The organism is Thiohalocapsa sp. (genome assembly GCF_022340605.1).
Taxonomy (GTDB): domain Bacteria; phylum Pseudomonadota; class Gammaproteobacteria; order Chromatiales; family Chromatiaceae; genus Thiohalocapsa.
In genome coordinates, this window is sequence record NZ_JAJDNQ010000026.1 from 23529 (window position 1) to 44394 (window position 20866).

Genomic DNA, 20866 nt, shown 5'->3' on the forward strand with positions numbered 1-20866 from the left:
CGCACGCGCGATGCGGTTGCCCGCGCGGCCGGCCGCGCTAACGACGCCCACCGCCCCCGGGAGTGTCGCCCCCTCCAGGGCGATACGGATCGGCACTGCGAGCGGTCTCAGCATGTCTCCGCCCGGGCACTGGTGCGACAGTGCGCAAGTTCCCAGACCGTCTCAGGTCCTTGTCCTCGTCATTGTCATTGGGGGTCGCCTCCACACGGTCTCGACCGGCCCGCTTGGCCCGGTACAGGGCCTGATCCGCCAACGCGACCGCCTGCTCGGGGCTGATGCTGCCGACGCCGGCGCAACCCACCACCGCAACGCCGATGCTGGCAGTGACCCGCGGCGGACCGCCTGGATGCCGGATGAGGTGCAGCCGCCGGCGCAGCAGCTCCGCCAGATCCAGCGCCCGCGTGGCATTGGCGACCCGCCGCGCGAACAGGAACTCCTCGCCGCCGTAGCGGCAGCAGACGCCGTCCTCGCCGGCATACTCCAGCAGCACGCGCGCCACGGCGAGCAGGATGCGGTCGCCGGCCTGGTGGCCGTAGGTGTCGTTGACCTGTTTGAAGTGGTCCAAATCCAGCATGATGACCGCGGTTGCGAAGCCCTCGGCCGCATCCGCCCCCAGGCGTGCGGCGAGCAGTTCCAGGCCCGCGCGGTGATTCAGCAGGCCGGTCATGCCGTCCTGCCGCGCCAGCGAGCGGAGCCGGCCGTTGGCCTCCTCCAGCTCGCGGGTACGCGCCGCCACCATGCTCTCCAAGCGCTCGTTGAGCTGACGCAGGTAGCCGTTGGCCATGGCCACCGCGGCGTCCTTCTGCCGGCGCAGCCTGCTGACGCGGTCCAGCAGCGCGAGTCCGAGGATGACCACCTCCAGAGCCGAGCCGAACTGCATCGCATAGGTGGTGTAAATGCGGCTCGGCAGCAGTCCGGTCAGGGTCAGCCCCGTCACGGACACGCTGCATAGGAAGATGCCCCAGGCCAGCGTGAAGTAGCGCGCCGCCACCTGGCCGCGACGCACGGAGTAGACGCCCGCCGCCAGCATCAGCGGCAGCAGGAGGCTGCCGGTGATCGATGCCAGTGGAATCGCCTGGGCAAGCGGCAGGACCGAAGCGCTCAGCACCACCAGACCCGAGGCGGCAAGGAAGGCGCGGAACGCCCAGCGCAACACCCGCGAGTACCACCAGAAGTTCAGAAAGCGGATACCGAACCACAACAGCATGAGCATGGTGATGCCACTGAGCAGCGGCGGCAGGCGGCTGGGCCAGACGCCGCCCCCGGGGAACAGGAAGCGGTACAGCAGCCCGTTCAGCGCAAGCTGCATCAGCGCGTAGCTCAGCAGATAGGAGCCGTAGAGCAGGAAGATGCGATCGCGAAAGAACGGATAGGCAGCCAGCGCCAGCAAGATCAGCACCGCGAACACGCCATAATAGAAGCCCTGCGCCAATGCCCGGTTGCCGAGTGCTCCGGAGAATGCCCTGGGCGTCCACAGCGATAGCGGGAACTGCATGGACCCGGTCGTTTCCAGCCGGAGCAGCACGGTAACGGGCGCATCCAGTGGCACCGGGAAGGCCAGATCGGTGATGCGCAGGGGCCGCCGGTCGAAGGGCAGCGCATCGCCCGCCTCGTAGGCGAGGCGCCGGCCGCGGTCGGGTATCAGCAACACCCGCACCCGGTCCAGCATCGGGTAACCGACCTCCAGCACGACATGCTCCGGCGCAGCGGCGCCGGGTACCAGCCGCAGCCGCACCCAGAGCACCCCCGCACCGAGCCCCAGGGAGTCGGCACCGGCGATGTTCGGCCGCCACGCGTCCGACGCCAGCGCCGCGTCCGCATCCAGCCGCCCGCCCGGGTCCGGCAACAGCCACACCTGTGGTTGCAGGCAGATATGGGAGAAGTCTCCATCCAGTGTCAATGCGCACGCCGCGGATGTCGGCAGCGCAAGCAGCAGCAGGAGCACCGGCAACAGAGGCGCCGGCAACAGGGTCAGTGCCGGGCCCGACGCAGGAGTTGGGCGGTGCGGGCCCGCGGCGGGTCGGCACGGCATGGGCGGGATGTTCATCCGGCAAACTTAGGTGAATCCCCGATACCTTGCCATGCGCCCGACCAACCGGTAGCCCCTTTGTCCGGCAACGGCTTGCGCGGTCCGATCGGCGCGGCCTGGAACCTGCTTGCCGCCCGAGACGCTTCTGCAACCCTCTGCACGCACCCAACGGCACACTCGCCCCGCATCCTGGTGCTGACCATCGACTAGTGCTTCGCTGCGGACATTCCGAGCAAGGCCCGTCTCGCACCCTTCACGTCGCTGCACTACCCATGCGCCCGCACACGCCGCAGCCACCTGCCGAGCAACAGCAAGAGCGCGGCGTTCAGGAGGATACCCGCGGAAAGGAACAGCAGGTTGAACCACACCGGCGGCTCGCCAATCCAGTCTGCCAGAGCGCTGAGCAGGAAGGTCCAGGGCACGGCCGCCAACACCAGAAACACCGCCGATAGCGGGTCGTCATTGGCGTCGATGAGCACCACGGCCACGGCGAACACGCCGAAGGCGAGGTATCAGGCCGACCAGGATGCGCAGGATCACGGGGTTATTCGGGCTTGCTGTACGCCGCCTTCAGATACCTGGTGAGGGCCTCGTTGGCGGCGGCGACTTCCTGGGCGGTGCAGTCGGCACTGCGGCTGTCGCGCACGCCGAGGTCGTTGTACTGGACGACGCAGTCGGCCGACACGGTCACCTCCGTGCGCCCACCGGGCAGGCTGCGCACGGCGGGCGCGGGCGCGGGCGCGGAGCGGGTCTCCGCGACGGCGGGCAGCGCGAGACCGACGGCAATGATGGCAGCGGTCCAGGCGGTCCGCGAGCAGGTCTTGGTCATGGCTTCACTCCCAGTCGGTCAGCGGCGGCGCGATTTGGAAACGCTGCTGGAGGCAGGCAATACCCGCGCCCTGAGTCACCTGCCCGGGCTTGCGCGCTGCATCGACGCCGAAGCGCCCGGGGCGGCCGGGGAGCTGCTGCGACAGATCGAGGCGCTGGACTTTCCAGCGGCCCTGAGGAGCTTGCGATCGCTCACCGATCCTTCAGCTCATTGATGTGGTAGCGATATTCCTGCGCGACGCAGCCGCGCATGTCGTCGCTCTTCCAGCAGCCATCCCGACCCTTGACCCAGCCGCGCTGCTCGGCCTTGAGCAGCTTCTTGTCAGCGGCGGAGCTGTTCTCCAGTGTCGTAGGTCGGGTTGGCGATAGCTTAACCAGACAATCAATGGCTTACTCGCGCCCTGACTGGCGCCCTGACTGGCGCCCAGCGTCGGGTTAAGCTGCGCTAACCCGACCTCCCATACTTGCCCAATCTCAAGAGCTCGGGACACCGGGTTACGTGCCGCGGCAGTGTCCGGGCCCGGCGGCGACTCGGGCAACGACTCAGGCGACGGCTTTCGGGATGCGGATCTTCTGGCCGGGGAAGATCAGGTCGGCGTCCTTGATGACCTCGAGGTTGGCCTCGACAATCTGCGGATAGGCGTTGGCATCGCCATAGAAGTGCTTGGCGATGGCCGACAGAGTGTCGCCCTTCTCGATGACGTAGAACTCCACCTCCGCGGTCTGCGGCGGCGCCTCGAGCTGGTCCACCTTGACCTGCTCCACGCCCTTGACGTTGCCCGCCATCAGCACCGCCTTCTCCATGGCCTCGGCGCTGTCGGCCTTGCCGCTGAGAGAGACAACGCCGTTGTCGTACTTGACATCCAGGCCGCTGATGCCCGGATTGTCGCGCTCGATCTCCTCTTTGATCTTGGCACTCGCCTCGGCCTCTTTGCCGAAGACATTCTTACCGATGTGCTTGGCGAAATCGAAGAGTCCCATGGTGTTCCCCGTGGTGTTCCCAGTGGTAATGATGGGTGAGCGTTTTGTACCGGGAATGGACCGGTGCGGCAATCCGGCGATCCTATGATTCAGTCGGGCTCGAACAGCGGCCCCGACGAGCCGCGCAGGTATTTCGGCAGGTGGTCGTGCACGTCCACGACCCGCTGCTCATAGAAAAAGTGCTTGTCCGGCGCCAGTTCCGCCGGCAGCACGCCGCGGTTGCACTTGGCGAGCAGCAGTTGCGACACCACCCGCCAGCCCATGGCGTTGGTGTTGTAGAGCACCTCGCCGCAGCGCGGGCAAAACGCGCGGCGCATGCCGAGCTTCGGGTGTTGGTACTCCACCAGTGACTTGGCGCCGCGGCTCACGACCACCTGCGACGCCGACCAGGCGGCGACGGGGCAATAGGGCAGATTCAAGAGCTCGCGGCAGTCCATGCAGTGGCAGTGGGCATGGACGATGGGCGCACCGGTGATGGTCAGCTCCACCGCAGCGCAGGTGCAGTGCACTTTGTAGGTTTCGGGCATGGTCGACTCCGGTCGGAGAGTGGCAAGATCCGAGCTGGTCTTCCAAGGTCTCCGATTGTGCCACTGCCAACCGCCAGGCGGGGAGGTGGCCGGGAGGCCTTGGCGGCCGCGCCCCCGGCTCAGCGCATCTCCAATCGCCTGGGTCAGGCACGAGACAGGCGCGCAGGAGCCGCCCGCCGCCCGGCCCGCGCGGGCACGCGGCGCGATCCTGGCGCCGAGCATCAACCGGAGGGGTCTGACATCAATGGACTTTCTTCAGGTCATCCGCCGCGTCGGCCAGGCGCTAGATGCCGCGGAGGTCCGTTATGCGTTAATCGGCGGCTTTGCGATGGCCTTGCGGGGCGTGCAGCGGGCCACGGTGGACCTGGACTTCATCCTCATGCTGGACGACCTGGAATGTGCCGACCGTATCCTGCGCCATGCGGGCTACCGGCGCGAGTTCCACAGCGAGAACGTTTCGCACTACGTCGCCGAACAGCCTGAGCTCGGCCGCATCGACCTGTTGCACGCCTTCCGCGGGCCGACCCTGAGCATGCTCCGGCGTGCCGAGCCCATCGCCGTGGCCGAAGGGCTGGCGTTGCCGGTCGTGCAGGTGGAGGACATCATCGGCCTCAAGATTCAGGCCGCCGTCAACGATCCCGAGCGCGCCGCCGCCGATTGGACTGACATTCGGCTCCTGGTGGAGACGCGGGCTCGGCTCGGCCGCACCCTGGACTGGGAGTTGGTCGCGGATTATCTGGGCATTTTCGGTCTGGATGCCGAGCTGCCGCGCATCGAGAGCTGGTATGGCAAGACTCACCGAGGCTGACCGCACCGCCTTCCGCGAGCTGACGGCACGCGGCTGGGTGCAATCGCCCGCGGAGCAGAGCCCCGCCATCGTCGAGCAGACCACCGCGGGGCGCGAGCGCTATTGCCGCTGGGCGACGTTCGCCGCCAGGTTTTACCGGGGCAGCAAGCCGGTGCGTTTCGTCGGCAGCCACTGGAAGCTCTGAGCCCGAGACCTATCCTGCTTCACGCGACAACAACTGCGCCGGGAAGCCATCGCCATGCACCCTGCCGCCCTCGCCCGCCCCTCTGACTACTGGCCGGTGTCCTTGCCGCCACCTCCGCAATGGGCGCGCTACCAAGTGCAAGGGCATCTACTGACCATTGGCCTATCGTGCCCGGGCGCGCACCGGTAACCTGAGCACTGGCCGACGACACGGAATATCCCATGCCCAACCGCCTGACCCCCCGCTTCGAAGACGCCCTGCTCTACGCCAACCGCCTGCACGCGACGCAGACCCGCAAGGGCAGCGGGGTGCCCTACGTATCGCACCTGCTCGCGGTGGCGAGCCTGGTGCTGGAAGCCGGCGGCGACGAGGACACCGCGGTCGCCGCGCTGCTGCACGACGCGGTGGAGGACCAGGGCGGGCTGCCGATCCTCGCCGAGATCCGGGCGCGCTTCGGCGATACCGTCGCCGACATCGTCGCCGCCTGCTCCGATAGCTTCACCTCGCCCAAGCCGCCGTGGCACGAGCGCAAGCGCGCCTACATCGCCCACCTGCGCGACGCCCCGCCCGAGGTCCTGCTCGTCTCCTGCGCCGACAAGCTGCACAACGCCCGCGCCATCGCCACCGACCATCGCCGGCTCGGCGACAACCTCTGGGAGCGCTTCCACGCCGGCCGCGACGACATCCTGTGGTACTACCGCGAGCTCTCCGCCATCTTCAGCGAGCAGGGTCCCGAGCCGCTGGCCACCGAGCTCGCGCTGGTGGTGGAGCGCCTGCACCGGGATACAACCTGATCGCTCAGAACACCCCACGCAAGATCAGGAAGGCGACGACCGCCAGCAGCGCCGACGCCGGCAGGGTGATGATCCAGGCGAGGCCGATGGGCTTCATCAGGTCCCAGTTGGCGGCCTTGTTGACAATGCCGATGCCGAGCACGGCGCCCACCAGGATGTGCGTCGAGGACACCGGGATGCCGAGCGCCGAGGCCAGCATCACCACCGACGCCGCCGACAGCTCCGCGGCAAACCCGGACGCCGGGTGCATCTCGGTCAGATGCGTGCCCACGGTGACAATCACGTGCTTGCCGATGAACCAAAGCCCCGTGATCATCGCGATACCGAAGGAGAGCATGGCGATGGGCGGCACCGGCGCCGCGGCGTTGATGCCGTCGGTGTGCAGCACGTCCAGCACCGCAGCGAAGGGGCCGATGGCGTTCGCGATGTCGTTGGAGCCGTGGCTGAACGCGAAGCCCGAGGCCGTGAACACCTGCATCCAGCTGAACACCAGAAAGGTCGATCGATGCAGGTTCGACCCGCGCAGCGTGCGCGCCAGGATGTAGATGGCCATCCAGACCGCGGCGCCCACCATCAGCATGATCAGGTAGTTATCGATATTCGACAGGTTGAGATGCATGTGCTTCAGTCCCTTGAACAGCAGCATGGCCGTGATGATCATTGCGCCAAGCGCCGCCAGGACCGGCACATACACCAGTAGCGCCTTGTGCGCGTCGACCTCCTCGCGCCTGCTCTCGAGGCGGTACAGCTCCCTGTAGTAATCGAACTCGAAGTCCTCGTCCGGCAGCGGCCGCTCGTCCAGGTCCGCCGGCGGGCCGTCAGCGGCCGTCGTATGTGTGTAGGCGATCTCCTGCAGCTCCGTCATGCGCTCGACGACGCTCTTGTGCCGCTCCCTGAGCGCCCGGTGCTCCTGCTTGATGGCGTCGAGCTGCGCCTGCGCCTGTTCGTTGTAGCTCAGGATGTAGCGCTTGATGTTCCAGAACAGGATGTAGGCGACGAGCCCGCCTAGCACCGGGGAGATCACCCAGGTGAGCGCGATGGTGCCGATCTGGCCCCAATGCACCAGCGAGACGGCCCCGCCCGTGCCGGCGGCGATAATGCCGAGCGTGATGGAGGCGCCGACAATGCCACCGACGATGGAATGCGTCGTGGACACCGGCCAGCCGCGCTTGGTGGCGATCAGCAACCACAGCGCCGCCGCCACCAGCGCCGCCATCATGACGTAGACGAAGTCCATCGGGTCGAAGCCGGGCTCCGCCATCAGCGAGCCGAGATCGACGATGCCCTTGCGGATAGTCTCGGTGACCGCGCCCCCGGCGATCATCGCCCCCGACACCTCAAAGATCGCCGCCACCGCCAGCGCCTGGCGGATGCTGAGCGTACCGGCGCCCACCGAGGTGCCGAAGGAGTTGGCGACGTCGTTGCCGCCGATGTTGAAGGCCATGAACAGCCCGAACACCGTCGCCAGCGTGAACAGAATCACGCGCGTATGGTTGGTGTAGTCCAGCCCCCAGACCAGGAAGCTGCCGAATGCCACCAGCAGGATGGCGATAAAGAAGAGACTCAGCTTGTCTTTGAACATTGGGCACTGAACGCCCGGCCGTGCGCGCACTCGTTGTTGAAGACGCCGAGATTACCGCCACCGTACCCACTCAAATGCTACGGTTTTGTGTCAGTTTGACGGGCCGGGCCCGGCAGCAGGGGCCTCCTGAAAGCGCGCGCACCTGGCGCAGCTCTTGTAGGAGCGGCACTCTTGGTGCCGCGACCGGCGGCGGTGCCAGCGCGCCTGGAGCAGCCGTTACGGGAGTTCAGGCCGACGCAGGAGGCCCGAGGCCCGGGCGGTGACGACCAGCACCATGTCGGGCTTCGTTCCTCAGCCCGACCTGCGCCTCAACCCGATCTACGTCGCAAGACTGCGCCGCTGCGTGCTGGATCTCGCGGTGCGGGTGGAAGTTGATGACGCAGGAGCTGGCGGATGAGACGCCAATCATGCGCGAGTGCCGCGTGATCAAGGCCGCCTTGGCGCGGGACACGGCCGCTACAGGATGCCCTCGCGCTCGAGCTGCCGCGTCAGCACCTCGATCTGCACGTCCAGATCGTCGACGTCGCGCTCCAGCAGCACCTGATACTGCTCGCGGAAGGCGGCCTCCACCGTCTCCAGGGCGTGGCGGAAGCGTTGGTCGAGTTGCGGCGCGGCGACCTGGCCGTGGGTCTTCGCATAGCCCTCGACGACGCGCTGCACGCCGTCCAGATAGACGTTCAGAAACTTGCGGGCCCGCCACAGATCCCGTGGGTCCTCCTCGACGCGCTGGATGATCTGCCGCGCCAGCGCGGCGATGCTGTCGAGCCGCGTATCCAGTTCCGGCTGGCGGATGTCGCGCCGCGCCTGCTCAATGGCGGCGATGGCTTGCACGGCACGCCGCAGCGACTCCTCGCCGTAAGTGCCCAACCCCAGCGGGCGGCGGCGCAGGGAGAAGTCCAACCCATAGGCGAGATGGAAGCCGAGCAGCGTTACCAGCGCGAAGGCCGCCGCGATGGCCGGATGATGCCCGGCACCGAGCCCGGCCGTGACGCCGCTGCCGAGCGCGATGAGCCCCGCGCCCACGGTCTTCGGTGGCCAGCGGTGCCAGAACGCAGCGCCGCCGATGCCGGACGCCCCGCCGTCGCGCCCGCGGCGGACGAGCAGCGCACCGGCGAGCATCAGGCCATAGCCAAGGGCGTCACCAACCAAGGGGCCGAGCTGCCCGCGTGCGAGCGCGAACACGGCGGCGAGTGCCACCGGCAGCGGCAGCACGAACAAAGGCCAATCGCCGACGCCGGCGGCGCGTTGCGGCGCTTCGGACCGGGCTCCGACCTGCTCGCTGAGCCACCGCCCCAGCGCCATCAGGATCAGAACGGCGATGACGAAAACGATGAAGAGCAGCAGGAGTCGTCTCATCACGGCGTCCTCAGCGCGACGCGACCAGCGTCGGCACGGCGTTGGCCGAACCAGCCGGCACCGAACCAGCCGTCGCCGAAGAACTGCACGACGCCAACAGCGCCTGCGAAGACGCAACGCCGATGCCCACGACCAGGAGCAGGATGCCGACGAGGCGGCGCTGGCGATCCGACATGGCAGATGTCCCCCGTTGATGACGCCGTGGCGGCTCCGGCGGCAGCAGTCAGCACCCGCCAAGCCGGCCGGGCAGCCGACAGCAGCATGCATGCAAGTATCGCGCGGAAGCGCCCCGCGCCGCGACCGCGCATGTCCGCCGCCCACAGCCCGTACCGAGGCTGGCGATCGGCGATTTCCACGGCGCCCTTCCAATGGCGAGGAATTGCATGCCGGGAGTCGATCGACGCGGCACTCGCCACCTCATGCCGTTGTCGGTCTGAGGTAGCGCCTCGCTAGCTGGTGTACCCGGCCTACAGCCATGGCAGTGACACCTTGCCCGGGCGCGCAAAGAAAAAGGCCCCGCGGATTGCTCCGCAGGGCCTTTTGAATATGGTAGCGGGGGCAGGATTTGAACCTACGACCTTCGGGTTATGAGCCCGACGAGCTGCCTGACTGCTCCACCCCGCAACTGAGCCGCCTATGTTAGCGTCCTTGGCCGATCCTTACAACCCTTTTGAGAAGATTTCGTCGCTTCAGTTCCAAGTCTAGCAAGTGCTGGCGGGGTTGCCGGGCTCGGCATGGTTGTCTGCCGAACGACGGTGTGACTTGGCCTGCTGGTGGCAGCGGGCTTCGAGGCCGAGAAAGCATCGCGGCGCGTCGGGCGGAGGTTCGCGGCGCGAGCGTTGCGGTGTTGGGAGCGGCTGCTTGTCGGGCCTCCTTGCTTCGGCCCCATCTACCGCCCGCTTTGCGGGGCGCGGCTATCGCGGCGGGGACGCCGCTCCCACGCGGCGCGGCCTGCATCGCGGCGGGGAGGCCGCTCCCACGGACGGCGCGACAGCGGGATCAGTTGTGCGGTGAGAAGTCCTGCATGTAGGGGTTGACGCGGTTGTGGCGGATGACGATGAAGGGCCGCTGCGAGCTTTGGTGGCAGGCGTTACAGCCGGCGAGCAGGTTGTGGTAGGCGCCGTTGATGGCGCTGGTGTCGCCGCGGTCGATCGCCTGCTCCAGCTTGGCGTAGGCGGGCTTCAGGGTGACGCCGAGGTGCTTGGCGATGGGGATGCCCTCATATTCCCGGATCTCGCCGACGGCCTCGATCACTTCTTCCAGCTCGCGGCTGTAGAACCGGGTGAGGTCGGCGTTGCCGGCATCGACGGCGAGGCCGAGCTTGTGGGCGTAGTACTGCATGTTGTGCATCAGCATGATGAGCGGCAGGTGGGCGAAGGGCGAATGCTCGCCCTCACCGTGGTGGCGCTCGTGGTGCCGCTCATGCTCGTGCCGGTCGTTGCCGTCGTCGGCGGCGGCGGGCAGCGCTGGCAGGAGTAGTGCCAGCAGTGTCAGTGCGGGAGCAAGCGTCCGAAACATCTTGGGCTCCTGTTGCGGTTGGTTCTCGTGGTTGGGAAGACACGGGCGGACAACCGCTGTACCGCCCGCACGGGCACGGATGCGGTCGGGGCTACAGCGTCTTGAGGTATTCGAGCAGAGCACGGCGCTCCCGGTCGCTGAGCTCGTCGCCGAAGTCATGGCCCTGGTTGCCGTAGCCGCGGCGGGTGGTGTCGTAGACCCACTTCTGCTCTTCGAGGCTCGCGAACTGCTCGCGGCCTTGCTTCAGCGCGCGATAGCGCCAGCCGAGGGCGTCCTGGTCGTACTCGGGCCAGGCGCCGTCATGGCGCCAATAGGTGGGCCGGGTCTTGGTGTCGAGCAGGGCGGCGATGGTGGGCACGCTACCGTTGTGGAGATAGGGCGCGGTGGCCCAGACGCCGTTCAGCGGCGGCGCGACGTAGCCCAGGCCGGGCACGGCGTCGGCCCGGCGGCCGTAATAGGAGCGCTCGAACCAGCGCACGTAGTCTTTGGCCTGGTGCACGGCCACCTCGGCCATGGCCGGGTCGGTGCCCACGTCGTCCAGGGCCACCAGCTCGTTGGGATAACCCTCGATGGCGCCATAGCGGCCGTGGCACTCCTTGCACTCGCGGTTGAACACATGCTCGCCGTCGTCGGCCAGCGCCTGGTCGATGGACCAGGGGTACGCCGGCGGCTCCAGGCTCTCGATGTAGGCGGCCACGTCCACGAACCAGCGATCGATCTCGCGCGCCTCGGCCACCGTGTCGGTGCAGGTGGTGGAGGCCAGGATCATGGTGGCCACGTGGTCGCCCCGGCCCTCGCCGTTGTAGAACATGGCATGCTTCTTATCGACGTTCCACCAGGGCGGGACGCTCACCGGCAACACCTCGGTCTGCGGCAGGCGCATCAGCGGCTTGTCAGACCAAGCGAGGGTCTTGGGGTCGCGGTGGGCCATCAGTGCCAGGGTTATCGCCTGGGCCGGGTTGGCGCCAACGGTGTCGGTCATGGCGGAGGTGCCGATGGCGGTGATCCGGTCCGCCCACTTCTGCCACTCGGCGGCCTCGGCGTCACCCTCGACATAGGCGCCCACCGCCTCCACGGCCATCACCGGGTCGCCGGTGAAGTCCAGGAACTCGTTGCCGAGCCCGATCACCAGCTTGCCGTTCAGCGGCGCCGCGTGGCAGCCGAGGCAGTTGCTGGTGACCAGCTCCACGCCGCGCTTGCTGGTGTAGGCCGTGAGCTGATAGGGCAGCTTCGCGTTGCGGCCCTCGCGGCCCGGCAGGTCGTACTCGGGCGCCGGGGCGCCGGTGCTGGCGACGTAGGCGCTGTAGGGCAGACCGCAGGTGACCACGGAACGGTTGAGCAGCGCCTTGCGGCCCACCTCGGGGTCGCCGCGGCGCTGCTCATAAGCCGGGATCTTGCCTGGCTCCGCGATGACGACCTCCGGCTCCTTCTTGCCACAGCCGGCCGCCAGCAGCGCCACCAAAAGCGCGGCGAACAGCGTAGAGGCGTCGGCGGCATGCATCGCGGTGCGGTGGGGGCTGCTGCACGAGTGGGGGTTCACTGGAAAGCTGAAGCGCATGTCCTGTCTCCGGGGGCGCGGCGAAAGACCGGCGAAGTGGGGTCTGCCGCGGCGGTTTGGCAGCGTGCATCTGCTTCGAGACAGGCGCGGACCGGGTGGGGTTCCGAAGCCCCCGGCAGGACGGTGAGCTTAGCCGACGCAGATGACGGATTGACGACGAGAAACCATCCGGCGCCCCCAGGAACTCGGCGCGCTCAGGAACTCGGCGCGCTCAGGAGTCGGCGTAGCCGCTGAGGTCCATGCGGCCGCCGCCGCTGACGGCCCGGCCGTTGCGCTCGCCGGTGACGGTGATGGCGCCGCTCCAGAGCGGCTCGCCGAGGCGGACCTCCTGATCGGAGCGCAGGGCGTCGATGCGCAGCACAAGGCCGAGCGCCGGCGCCGCGAGCCGCCAGGCGATGGGATAACGCGCTCCATCGGCGGGACTGCGCCAGCGGGCGTCACCGGGCGCCAGCGTCAGGTCGCGGCGCTGGAGCACCCGAGTCGCGCCGTCCGCGGCGATGGCGAGGCAGGTGGGGATGGGCGTGCCGCCGCCGGCACGCCGATGCAACTGGATGCACAGCAGGTCGCTGCCGTCGTCCAGTTGCAGCATGAAGCGGTTCAGGGCGAGCTGACCGCGGCTGCCAGCGATGCCGTCGGCAGCGGCCGCATCGCCCCAGACATGGTCGAGCCAGCCGCTGCCGGTCACCGCCAGGTCGCGGCCCGCTCGCGTCAGCCGGCCGGCGAGCGCTAGCCTGGGCTGCGTAAGCCAACGCAAGCCAGGATCGGCGTCCGGCCGGCGCCCGGATGGCGCACCGCGGTCCAGCAGCGCGGCGGCCGGAGCCAGGACAGCCTTGTTGGGGGTCAGCGTGAGCTGGAGGCGAACATCGTCCAGGCGAATGTCGAGCGCGCCGCTGTCCCCGGCTTCCCCCGCGGCAGCGCCGAGGGCGAGTGACCAGTCCTCCAGCCAGACCCGCGGCGGGTCGGGCTCGGCGCCGGCCAGACCGGCGGCCACGCGGCTCGCCCGCTGGGTAGTCAGTGGCGCGCCTTGCGCGGGCACCAGCTCGAAGCGGCCGAGCAGCACGGCCGCGGCGGCCAACGGCGACGCCCGCTCGACGCCGTGCGGCGCGAGCGTCAGCCGGATCAGCGTCAGCCGGATCGCGGTGCGAGCACCGGTGTCGTCCCGGAGCTGTCCGCCCAGGTCCCAGACCTCGGCGCGAGCGTCCGGGTGCGGACCGAGGTCCCGCGGCAGTTCGGGCTGCCAGTCGCCGCCGGACGCCGACACGTCCGGCGGGCCAGGCGCTGTCCCGGGTTCGGCCGCCGGCAGCGCCGCGAGTAGCACGGTCGGGTCCAGCACCAGCGCCGGCGCACCGGCTCCCGCGGGCCAGAGCCGCCAGGCAGCGAGCACCACGACGGCCACCAGGAGCCAGGGCGCCAGCCGCCGCGGCCACCTGCCCATCAGCCCATCTCACCCGTCGTTGTCGGGACCGCGGCCATCAGCCCTTGCTCGCGCGCGCGTACTCGGCCTCGGCCCGCGGCAACATCGTCTTGAGCTGCTCGATGCGACGCTGGTCCAGCGGGTGGGTGCTCAGGAACTCCGGCGGCTTGCCGCCGCCCTCCTTGCGGTTGTAGTCCGCGAAGCGCTGCCAGAAGGCGATGGCTTCTTGCGGATCGTAGCCGGCACGGGCCATGTAGAGCAGACCGAGCTGGTCCGCCTCCAGCTCATGCACGCGAGAATACGGCAACAGCACGCCCACCTGCGCGCCGAGCCCGTACGCCTGCATCACGCCGGCGCGAGCGCCAGGGGCACTCTGCGCGAGGGCCACATCGGCGATGGCGCCCAGCACCTGCAACCCCAGCGTCTGCGAGGCGCGCTCGGCGCCGTGGTGGGCGACGACGTGCCCGACCTCATGGCCAATGACGGTGGCGAGGCCCGCCTCGTTCTTGGTGATCTTGAGGATGCCGGTGTTGACGCCGACCTTGCCACCGGGCAGCGCAAAGGCGTTGGGCGTGTCGTCCTTGAACAGCACGAACTCCCACTGCGCGTTCTCCACCGGCGCCACCTTGGCGATGCGCCGGCCGACCCGGCGCACCATCTCGGCGTCCTTGCCGGTGGTGATGTAGGGCTTCTCCTGCTTGAGCTGGCTGAACGCCTGGATGCCCATCTGCGTTTCTTCCGCAGGGTTCATCAGGATGAGCTGCCGGCGGCCGGTCTCCGGGGCCGTGGCGCAGCTCGCCAGCAGCAGGAGTGACAACAGGGCCGCAAAGACGGCGCGGGTGCGCAGTCCGGGCCAAATTGCGAGCTTGAGTGCGAACATGGATTGCTCCCTTGGATCAGCACACCGACCGGCGCATCTGCGCCAGCACCGGCGCGGGCACCGGCACCAGCCGGCCGTCGGCGTCCAGGCTGAGACGACCGGTGGGCACTTGCCCCAACACCCGCGGGCCGTCGCCGCCGAGCCGGCACAGATCGCCGTTGCCGATGACCGCCACCCGCGGCACGTGGCAGCCAAGCGCGATGTCCGCGTTGGCGCGCAGGTGCCGCGGTGTGCCATGGGTGGGCACCACCGCCGGCGGCTGCACCCAATCATACAGCCGCTTCAGATCGTCGGCCGCCGGGTGGCCGGAGACGTGCACGTGGGCGTCGGCATCGGTGATCAGCTCGACCCCCAGCGCCCGCAGCCGCGCCTGCACCGCGGCAACCGGACGCTCGTTGCCGGGGATCAGCTTGGAAGAAAAGACCACGGTGTCGCCCGCGTCCAGCAGGATGTCCCGGTGGCTGTCCGCCGCCATGCGGTCGAGCGCCGAGCCGGGCTCGCCCTGGCTGCCGGTGCAGGCGGCAAGCACCTCCTCCGGCGGCAGATAGCCAAGGTGGCGGGCGTCCACCAGCTCCGGCAGGTCCGCGGGCCAGTAGCCGGTGGCGCGGGCCACCGCCACCATGCGCTGCATGGCCTGGCCGATGACGCCGAAGTGCCGCTCGGTGGCCGCCGCCACCCGCGCCAGGGTCACCAGCCGGGCGATGTTGCTGGCAAAGGCCGTCACGATCACGCGCCCGCCGGCGGTCTCGACCACCTCCCGGAGCGGCTCGAACAACTCGCCCTCGGAGCCGGTGCTGCCCGGCACCACGGCGTTGGTGGAATCGCAGACCATGGCCAGCAGCGGCTCGCGACGCAGCGCACGCAGGCGCTGCATGTCGTAGCGCCCGCCCACCACCGGGCGGTCGTCCAGCTTCCAGTCGCCGGTGTGCAGCACGGCGCCGGCGGACGTGGTGAGGAGCACGGCGTTGGGCTCGGGGATACTGTGGGTCATGGCGATATATTCAACGCCGAAGGGACCGACCTCGACGCGGCCGCCGAGCGGCAGCTCGTGCAGCGGCACGTCCTCGAGCCCGGCGCGAGTGAGCTTGAAGCGGGCGACGGCGGCGGTGAAGGGCGTCGCATAGACCGGGCACTTGAGCCGCTTCCACAGGTACGCGATGGCGCCGACGTGGTCCTCGTGGGCATGGGTCAGCACGATGCCGGCGAGGCGCTGGCGGCGGCTCACGATGAAGGCCGGGTCCGCCATCAGCACGTCGTGCTCGGGAAATGCGTCGCCGCCGAAGGTGATGCCGATGTCGACGATGAGCCAGTAGCCGTCGTGGCCATAGAGGTTCAGGTTCATGCCGATCTCGCCGGTGCCGCCGAGGGGCAGGTAGAGCACGGCGTCGGTGCCCGGGGTGGTGTCGATGGCGGCTAGAGGCATGCGGTGGAATAGAGCTCTTGCTGCTGGTGGCGCCATCTGGGACAGCGGCGGCGTGCGGCCATTCCCGGCCGCCCGCGCGACGCCGGGCGCCGCCCCGGACGTTTCCATTGTTCCCGATCAGCCTTTGGCGGTTCGGGCTCGTAGTAGACTCCGGTCAAGGAGTCAGACCGCCGGCACCCTCATCCTTGCGCCGGCACGCCAGCGCCGGCAATCGCGTCCGGACCGCGGCGCACCACGAACGCTCCTGAGGAGGCGCCCGTGCGCATGCACATCAGGCACGAAACACTCTGCAGCCTCATTGCCATGGCGCGGGAGTTCCAGGCCAAGGAACAGGTCTGCATCCCACAGGATGGTGACAGCTCGTCCGAGGACTGGGCACTGCAGATGCTCGCCGACCACGGCAACGATTACAACGTCAGCGAATTCCGCAGCATCGTCCGCGACCTGTCGGAGCGCCAGCGCGCCGAGCTGGTGGCGCTGATGTGGCTGGGCCGCGGCGACTACAGCGCCGAGGAATGGGAAACCGCGGTGGACGACGCCGTCGGCGACTACAGCATCCGCGCGGCGGACTACCTGCTGGCTCACCCGATGGTCTCGGACTATTTCGAAGAGGGCCTGATCACCCTGGAAATGTCCTGCGACTGACGCGGTCCCAACAGCCGGCACCCGGCACCCGTCGCCGGCAATCGAGACCCGCCGGCTCGCGCCAAACGCCTGCCGTTGTCGGTCTGAGGCAGCGCCTCGCCAGGCGAGGGTGGGGGCCGGAGTGCCCGACGGCACCGATTCGCGTCTTCCTTCGCGGCTTCGCGGCTTCGCGTGAGCCCTTCGTCGGGTTACGCTGCGCTAACCCGACCTACGCCCTTGCAATCAATGCCTGCCAACTAGGCCGACCGCGGCTCGCTCGAAGGCACGCCGAAGCGCCGCTCGGGCGGATACGGGAACACGTCCTCCACGTGCCCGGCGCGGATCGCCGCCTGCCGGGCACGCCACCAATCGGGGTCGAAGATCTCCGCATGCTCGGCGCGGAACACCCGGCGGAACCTGGGCTCGGTGAGCAGGAAATGCTCGAACTCCTCCGGAAAGACATCCGCCGGGCCGGGACTGTACCAGGGCTCCGCGGACAGCTCCATCTCCGGATACGGCGCCTCCGGGATGTCGCGGAAGCGGCATTCGGTCAGGTAGCAGAGCTCGTCGTAGTCGTAGAACACCACCCGCCCCTGCCGCGTGACGCCGAAGTTCTTGAACAGGAAGTCACCGGGAAAGATGTTCGCGGCCGCCAGTTGCTTGACGGCGTCGCCGTACTCGCGGGCGGCATGCGCGATGTCCTCGTCGTCCGCGCTGGCGAGATACAGGTTGAGCGGGGACAGGCGCCGCTCGATGTAGAGGTGCTTCACGACGACTTGGTCGCCCTCCACCAGGATGCTGCCGGCACAGGTCTCGCGCAGCATGGTGATGAGCTCGTCCGAGAAGCGCACCCGCGGAAAGGCCACGTGCGAGTACTCCCAGGAGTCGGCCATGCGGCCGACGCGGTCGTGCAGCTTCACCAGCCGATACTTGGCCATCACCTGCGCCGGGGTCATGTCCTTGGGCGGCGGGAAGCGGTCCTTGATGACCTTGAACACGAACGGGAAGGACGGCAGCGTGAACACGCACATCACCAGGCCGCGGATGCCGGGCGCCACCACGAACTGGTCCGATGAGTACCGCAGGTGCTTGAGAAAGTCCCGGTAGAACTCCGCCTTGCCAAACTTCTGCAAACCGATGGCGGTGTACAGCTCCGCCTTGGACTTGCGCGGCATCAGCGGGCGCAGGAAGTCCACCACCGCCGCCGGCACCTCGGTGTCCAGCATGAAGTAGGCGCGCGAAAAGCTGAAGACGTTGGTCAGCTCTTCCTCCCCGGTCAGTAACGCGTCCACGCACAGCCCGCCTTGCTCGTCGTTCAGGACCGGGATTACGAACGGGATCTGGTCCGCGCCGTTGATGGCCTTGCCGACGACGTAGGCGGCCTTGTTGCGGAAGAAGGGCGTCACCAGCACCGCGAGCTGGAAGTTCTGCTGCCGCGCCCGGTTCGCCGGGAAGCGCTCGCGGATGGCGCCGAGCAGGTTGCGCACGTCCCGGCGCAGGTGGCGGAAAGGGAGCGCGAAGTCCATGTCCAGCAGCATGTCCCGGATCACGGGCGCAAATCCATCCCGGGCCGGGTAGTAGGGCCGAAAGATGGGCACCTCCGCCTCCAGGTGCTCGGTGGACAAGAGCGGCCAGACGAAGATGTAGGCGTTGTTGTAGTAGCGCCGGTCGAACAGCCGGCAGAACACCGAGTTATAGAAGGTCTCGGCCAGCTCGGGCTGGTGGTGCTGAGGCAGCAGCCGCGAGTACTCCACCTTCACCCGCTGCCACAGGCCGTCGTCGGCGTTGCGCAGGTGAAACTCCCGGCGCAGCACGGCAACGGTCTCGCCGATGCGGCAGTCGTAGAAGTCGATGCGCTCGCGGGCGCAGCGCTGCGCCGCGGCCCAGTCCGCCTGCTCGAAGCGCAGCCGGGCGTCGGCGGTGATGGCACGGAACAGGCGATAGTGGCGGTCGAAGCCGTCGAGGATGGCCTCGGCGATCTGCTTGGCTTCGAGCCAGGCCATGGTCAGGGAAGAAGTACGGGGTACAGAGTACGGAGTACGGGGCGTCGGCCGAGACGACGCCACGCTGCCTCGGGGCTCGCTCCGTGGCCGCGCATTGGCCCCTCGTACTTCGAACTGCCTGCTCCGTACGCGCTCACGCCAAGCCCTCCGCCGAGATCAGCACCCCATCCGCATCCGCAGACACCCAGTCCCCTGGCTCCACCCACACCCCGGCGATCTCCACCGGCAGGTCGCGCTGGCCCTCGCCGCGGCGGGTGCTCTTGCGCGGCGTCGCGGCGAGGGCCTTGACGCCGAGGTCCATGTTGGCGAGCGCCGCCGTATCGCGGACGCAGCCCGTCAGCACCACGCCGGCCCAGCCATTGGCCACGGCGCAGGCGGCGATCAGGTCGCCGAGCATGGCGCAGCGCAGCGAGCCGCCGCAGTCCGCCACCAGCACCCGGCCCGCGCCGGGTTCCGCCAGCGCCTCCTTGATGCGGGAGTTGTCCTCGAAGCACTTGACGGTGACGGCCTCGCCGGCGAAGGCGATGCGGCCGCCGAAGTCGCGAAAGACCGGCGCGCAGACGCGCAGCTTGTCGCGGTAACGGTCGTAGAGGTCGGCGGTAGCTGGGATGGACATAGTCTCTCTCGCGTGGCTCTGGGCAGCGGCCGCAACACGCCGCCGCAAGCCCCTGGGCCACCGAGTTGTACTCGGCACCCTGGGGCCGCCGAGTTGTACTCGGCCCGCCGCCGGCGCGGCTCGATGCCGCGCCGGCGGCGTCACGGCCGCCAACCGACATGCCATGTCTGACCGCCGCAGAGCGAGCACCACGGGCATTGAGCCCGCGGCGCTCGCGGCCGAGTAGAACTCGGCGCTCCCAGGAGGGCCGAGTTCTACTCGGCGCCCCCAGGTGTCGACTGAGAGTCGGCGCCCCAGTCAGAACTGGGCTTCTTCGGTGGAGCCGGTCAGCGCCGTCACCGAGGAGACGCCGCCCTGGATGGTGGTGGTGACGTCGTCGAAGTAGCCGGCGCCCACCTCCTGCTGGTGGCTGGCGAAGCTGTAGCCCTTGTCGCGCGCCTCGAATTCCGGCTGCTGCACCTTCTCCACGTAGTGCTTCATGCCCTCGCCGCGGGCGTAGTCGTAGGCGAGGTCGAACATGTTGAACCACATGTTGTGAATGCCGGCCAGGGTGATGAACTGGTACTTGTAGCCCATGGCCGAGAGCTCGTCCTGGAAGCGGGCGATGGTCACGTCGTCCAGGTTCTTCTTCCAGTTGAAGGACGGCGAGCAGTTGTAGGCGAGGAGCTTGTTCGGGTTCTGCTCCAGCACCGCCTGCGCGAACTCGCGCGCGAAGCCAAGGTCCGGCGTGCCGGTCTCGCACCAGACCAGGTCCGCGTAGGGCGCGTAGGCGAGCCCGCGGCTGATGGCCTGCTCGAGGCCGTTCTTGACCCGGTAGAAACCCTCGCCGGTGCGCTCGCCGGTGACGAAGGGCCGGTCGTTGTCGTCCACGTCCGAGGTGAGCAGGGTCGCCGCCTCGGCGTCGGTGCGGGCCAGCAGCAGGGTCGGCACGCCCATGACGTCGGCGGCCAGCCGCGCGGCGATGAGCTTCTGCACCGCCTCGGCGGTCGGCACCAGCACCTTGCCGCCCATGTGGCCGCACTTCTTGACCGCCGCGAGCTGGTCCTCAAAGTGCACGCCGGCGGCACCGGCGGCAATCATGTTCTTCATCAGCTCGAAGGCGTTCAGCACGCCGCCGAAGCCCGCCTCGGCGTCCGCGACGATGGGCAGGAAGTAGTCGATGTAGCCGGCGTCACCGGGACCGATCTCCTTCGACCACTGGATCTCGTCGGCACGCTTGAAGGCGTTGTTGATGCGCCGGACCATCGTCGGCACCGAGTCGTAGGCGTACAGGGACTGGTCCGGGTACATGGTCTCGGAGGTATTGCCGTCGGCCGCCACCTGCCAGCCGGAGAGATAAATCGCCTCGATACCGGCCTTGGCCTGCTGCATCGCCTGGCCGCCAGTGACGGCGCCCATGCAGTTGACGTAGCCCTTGCGCGCCTCACCGTGCAGCAGGCGCCAGAGCTTCTGCGCGCCGTTGGTGGCGTAGGTGTGCTCAGGCTGCACGGAACCGCGCAGGCGCACCACGTCGGCGGCGCTGTAGGTGCGCTTGACGTCGGTCCAGCGGGGGTTCTCGGCCCATTCCTCTTCCAGGGCGCGGATCTGCTCCTGACGGGACAGGGGGCGGACGGAGAAAGGCAGGTGAACGCTGTTCTGCATGGCGGAATCCTCGGTGGTCTTGGCTTGCCGTCGGGCCGGGAGGCTCGCCCCGGTCCTGCTGCTCGCGCAGCGGCAGGTTCTTGACCGAGTCACTCGGTCT

22 protein-coding genes and 1 tRNA gene are annotated in these 20866 nt (G+C 68.6%); 6 read left to right on the forward strand and 17 right to left on the reverse strand.

Annotated elements, in window-relative coordinates; translation table 11 throughout:
* Positions 1–37 precede the first annotated feature (37 nt).
* The 3 genes from LJE69_RS03415 to LJE69_RS03425 all read right to left on the reverse strand — a co-directional run bounded on the left by LJE69_RS03415 (position 38) and on the right by LJE69_RS03425 (position 2858).
* Positions 38–1966: a 7TM diverse intracellular signaling domain-containing protein gene (locus tag LJE69_RS03415; RefSeq protein ID WP_296921506.1), complete on the reverse strand. Its 1929-nt coding sequence runs from the start codon at positions 1964–1966 to the stop codon at positions 38–40.
* 329 nt (positions 1967–2295) lie between these two features.
* The gene (locus LJE69_RS03420; RefSeq protein ID WP_296921508.1) at positions 2296–2526 is read right to left on the reverse strand and encodes a hypothetical protein; all 231 of its coding nucleotides are present in this window, start codon (positions 2524–2526) and stop codon (positions 2296–2298) included.
* Between the two features lie 47 nt (positions 2527–2573).
* On the reverse strand, positions 2574–2858 hold the full coding sequence (locus tag LJE69_RS03425) for a hypothetical protein (protein WP_296921510.1): 285 nt from the start codon (positions 2856–2858) through the stop codon (positions 2574–2576).
* Between LJE69_RS03425 and LJE69_RS03430 the strand changes: the two genes are divergently transcribed.
* Positions 2857–3072, forward strand: coding sequence for a hypothetical protein (locus tag LJE69_RS03430; RefSeq protein WP_296921512.1), 216 nt, complete (start codon positions 2857–2859; stop codon positions 3070–3072). The two genes, LJE69_RS03425 and LJE69_RS03430, sit on opposite strands and share 2 nt — an antisense overlap.
* Positions 3073–3400: 328 nt before the next feature.
* Here the strand turns inward: LJE69_RS03430 and lysM are convergent, their stop codons facing one another.
* Positions 3401–3838, reverse strand: coding sequence for a peptidoglycan-binding protein LysM (gene lysM, locus LJE69_RS03435; protein ID WP_296921514.1), 438 nt, complete (start codon positions 3836–3838; stop codon positions 3401–3403).
* An 89-nt stretch (positions 3839–3927) separates the two neighbouring features.
* Positions 3928–4365, reverse strand: coding sequence for a GFA family protein (locus tag LJE69_RS03440; protein WP_296921515.1), 438 nt, complete (start codon positions 4363–4365; stop codon positions 3928–3930).
* A 244-nt stretch (positions 4366–4609) separates the two neighbouring features.
* Between LJE69_RS03440 and LJE69_RS03445 the strand changes: the two genes are divergently transcribed.
* The 3 genes from LJE69_RS03445 to LJE69_RS03455 all read left to right on the forward strand — a co-directional run bounded on the left by LJE69_RS03445 (position 4610) and on the right by LJE69_RS03455 (position 6151).
* Entirely contained in the window at positions 4610–5173 is a 564-nt protein-coding gene (locus tag LJE69_RS03445) for a nucleotidyl transferase AbiEii/AbiGii toxin family protein (protein ID WP_296921517.1), read from the forward strand.
* The gene (locus LJE69_RS03450) at positions 5151–5357 is read left to right on the forward strand and encodes a hypothetical protein (RefSeq protein WP_296921519.1); all 207 of its coding nucleotides are present in this window, start codon (positions 5151–5153) and stop codon (positions 5355–5357) included. The genes LJE69_RS03445 and LJE69_RS03450 overlap by 23 nt, the downstream gene beginning before the upstream one ends.
* 221 nt (positions 5358–5578) lie before the next feature.
* On the forward strand, positions 5579–6151 hold the full coding sequence (locus LJE69_RS03455; RefSeq protein WP_296921521.1) for an HD domain-containing protein: 573 nt from the start codon (positions 5579–5581) through the stop codon (positions 6149–6151).
* Between the two features lie 4 nt (positions 6152–6155).
* On the opposite strand, the gene LJE69_RS03460 is transcribed toward LJE69_RS03455, so the two are convergent.
* Positions 6156–7733 (reverse strand): inorganic phosphate transporter, encoded by a 1578-nt coding sequence (locus LJE69_RS03460; RefSeq protein ID WP_296921523.1) that lies wholly within the window; start codon positions 7731–7733, stop codon positions 6156–6158.
* Between the two features lie 259 nt (positions 7734–7992).
* On the opposite strand from LJE69_RS03460, the gene LJE69_RS03465 reads away from it, so the two are divergent.
* A complete protein-coding gene (locus LJE69_RS03465) occupies positions 7993–8130 on the forward strand; it encodes a hypothetical protein (protein ID WP_296921525.1) in 138 nt (45 codons plus the stop codon).
* Positions 8131–8189: 59 nt separating this feature from the next.
* On the opposite strand, the gene LJE69_RS03470 is transcribed toward LJE69_RS03465, so the two are convergent.
* The 8 genes from LJE69_RS03470 to LJE69_RS03505 all read right to left on the reverse strand — a co-directional run bounded on the left by LJE69_RS03470 (position 8190) and on the right by LJE69_RS03505 (position 15882).
* On the reverse strand, positions 8190–9089 hold the full coding sequence (locus tag LJE69_RS03470; protein ID WP_296921528.1) for a 5-bromo-4-chloroindolyl phosphate hydrolysis family protein: 900 nt from the start codon (positions 9087–9089) through the stop codon (positions 8190–8192).
* A gap of 10 nt (positions 9090–9099) precedes the next feature.
* The gene (locus tag LJE69_RS03475; protein ID WP_296921530.1) at positions 9100–9264 is read right to left on the reverse strand and encodes a hypothetical protein; all 165 of its coding nucleotides are present in this window, start codon (positions 9262–9264) and stop codon (positions 9100–9102) included.
* Positions 9265–9636: 372 nt separating this feature from the next.
* Positions 9637–9713 (reverse strand) — tRNA-Met (locus tag LJE69_RS03480).
* A gap of 375 nt (positions 9714–10088) precedes the next feature.
* Entirely contained in the window at positions 10089–10607 is a 519-nt protein-coding gene (locus tag LJE69_RS03485; RefSeq protein ID WP_296921532.1) for a hypothetical protein, read from the reverse strand.
* A gap of 91 nt (positions 10608–10698) precedes the next feature.
* On the reverse strand, positions 10699–12165 hold the full coding sequence (locus LJE69_RS03490; protein WP_296921534.1) for a hypothetical protein: 1467 nt from the start codon (positions 12163–12165) through the stop codon (positions 10699–10701).
* Between the two features lie 211 nt (positions 12166–12376).
* Positions 12377–13600: a lipocalin family protein gene (locus LJE69_RS03495; RefSeq protein WP_296921536.1), complete on the reverse strand. Its 1224-nt coding sequence runs from the start codon at positions 13598–13600 to the stop codon at positions 12377–12379.
* 37 nt (positions 13601–13637) lie between these two features.
* Complete coding sequence (locus LJE69_RS03500) at positions 13638–14459, reverse strand: M48 family metallopeptidase (RefSeq protein WP_296921538.1); 822 nt, start codon at positions 14457–14459, stop codon at positions 13638–13640.
* Positions 14460–14475: 16 nt separating this feature from the next.
* The gene (locus LJE69_RS03505; protein ID WP_296921540.1) at positions 14476–15882 is read right to left on the reverse strand and encodes a ribonuclease J; all 1407 of its coding nucleotides are present in this window, start codon (positions 15880–15882) and stop codon (positions 14476–14478) included.
* Positions 15883–16146: 264 nt separating this feature from the next.
* Here LJE69_RS03505 and LJE69_RS03510 point away from each other — a divergent pair, with 264 nt between their 5' ends.
* A complete protein-coding gene (locus LJE69_RS03510; protein ID WP_296921566.1) occupies positions 16147–16527 on the forward strand; it encodes a DUF3775 domain-containing protein in 381 nt (126 codons plus the stop codon).
* A 236-nt stretch (positions 16528–16763) separates the two neighbouring features.
* On the opposite strand, the gene aceK is transcribed toward LJE69_RS03510, so the two are convergent.
* The 3 genes from aceK to aceA form a co-directional block, all read right to left on the reverse strand.
* Positions 16764–18509, reverse strand: coding sequence for a bifunctional isocitrate dehydrogenase kinase/phosphatase (aceK, locus tag LJE69_RS03515; RefSeq protein WP_296921541.1), 1746 nt, complete (start codon positions 18507–18509; stop codon positions 16764–16766).
* A 133-nt stretch (positions 18510–18642) separates the two neighbouring features.
* Complete coding sequence (rraA, locus tag LJE69_RS03520) at positions 18643–19125, reverse strand: ribonuclease E activity regulator RraA (RefSeq protein ID WP_296921543.1); 483 nt, start codon at positions 19123–19125, stop codon at positions 18643–18645.
* 297 nt (positions 19126–19422) lie between these two features.
* The gene (aceA, locus tag LJE69_RS03525; protein WP_296921568.1) at positions 19423–20727 is read right to left on the reverse strand and encodes an isocitrate lyase; all 1305 of its coding nucleotides are present in this window, start codon (positions 20725–20727) and stop codon (positions 19423–19425) included.
* Positions 20728–20866: the final 139 nt, after the last annotated feature.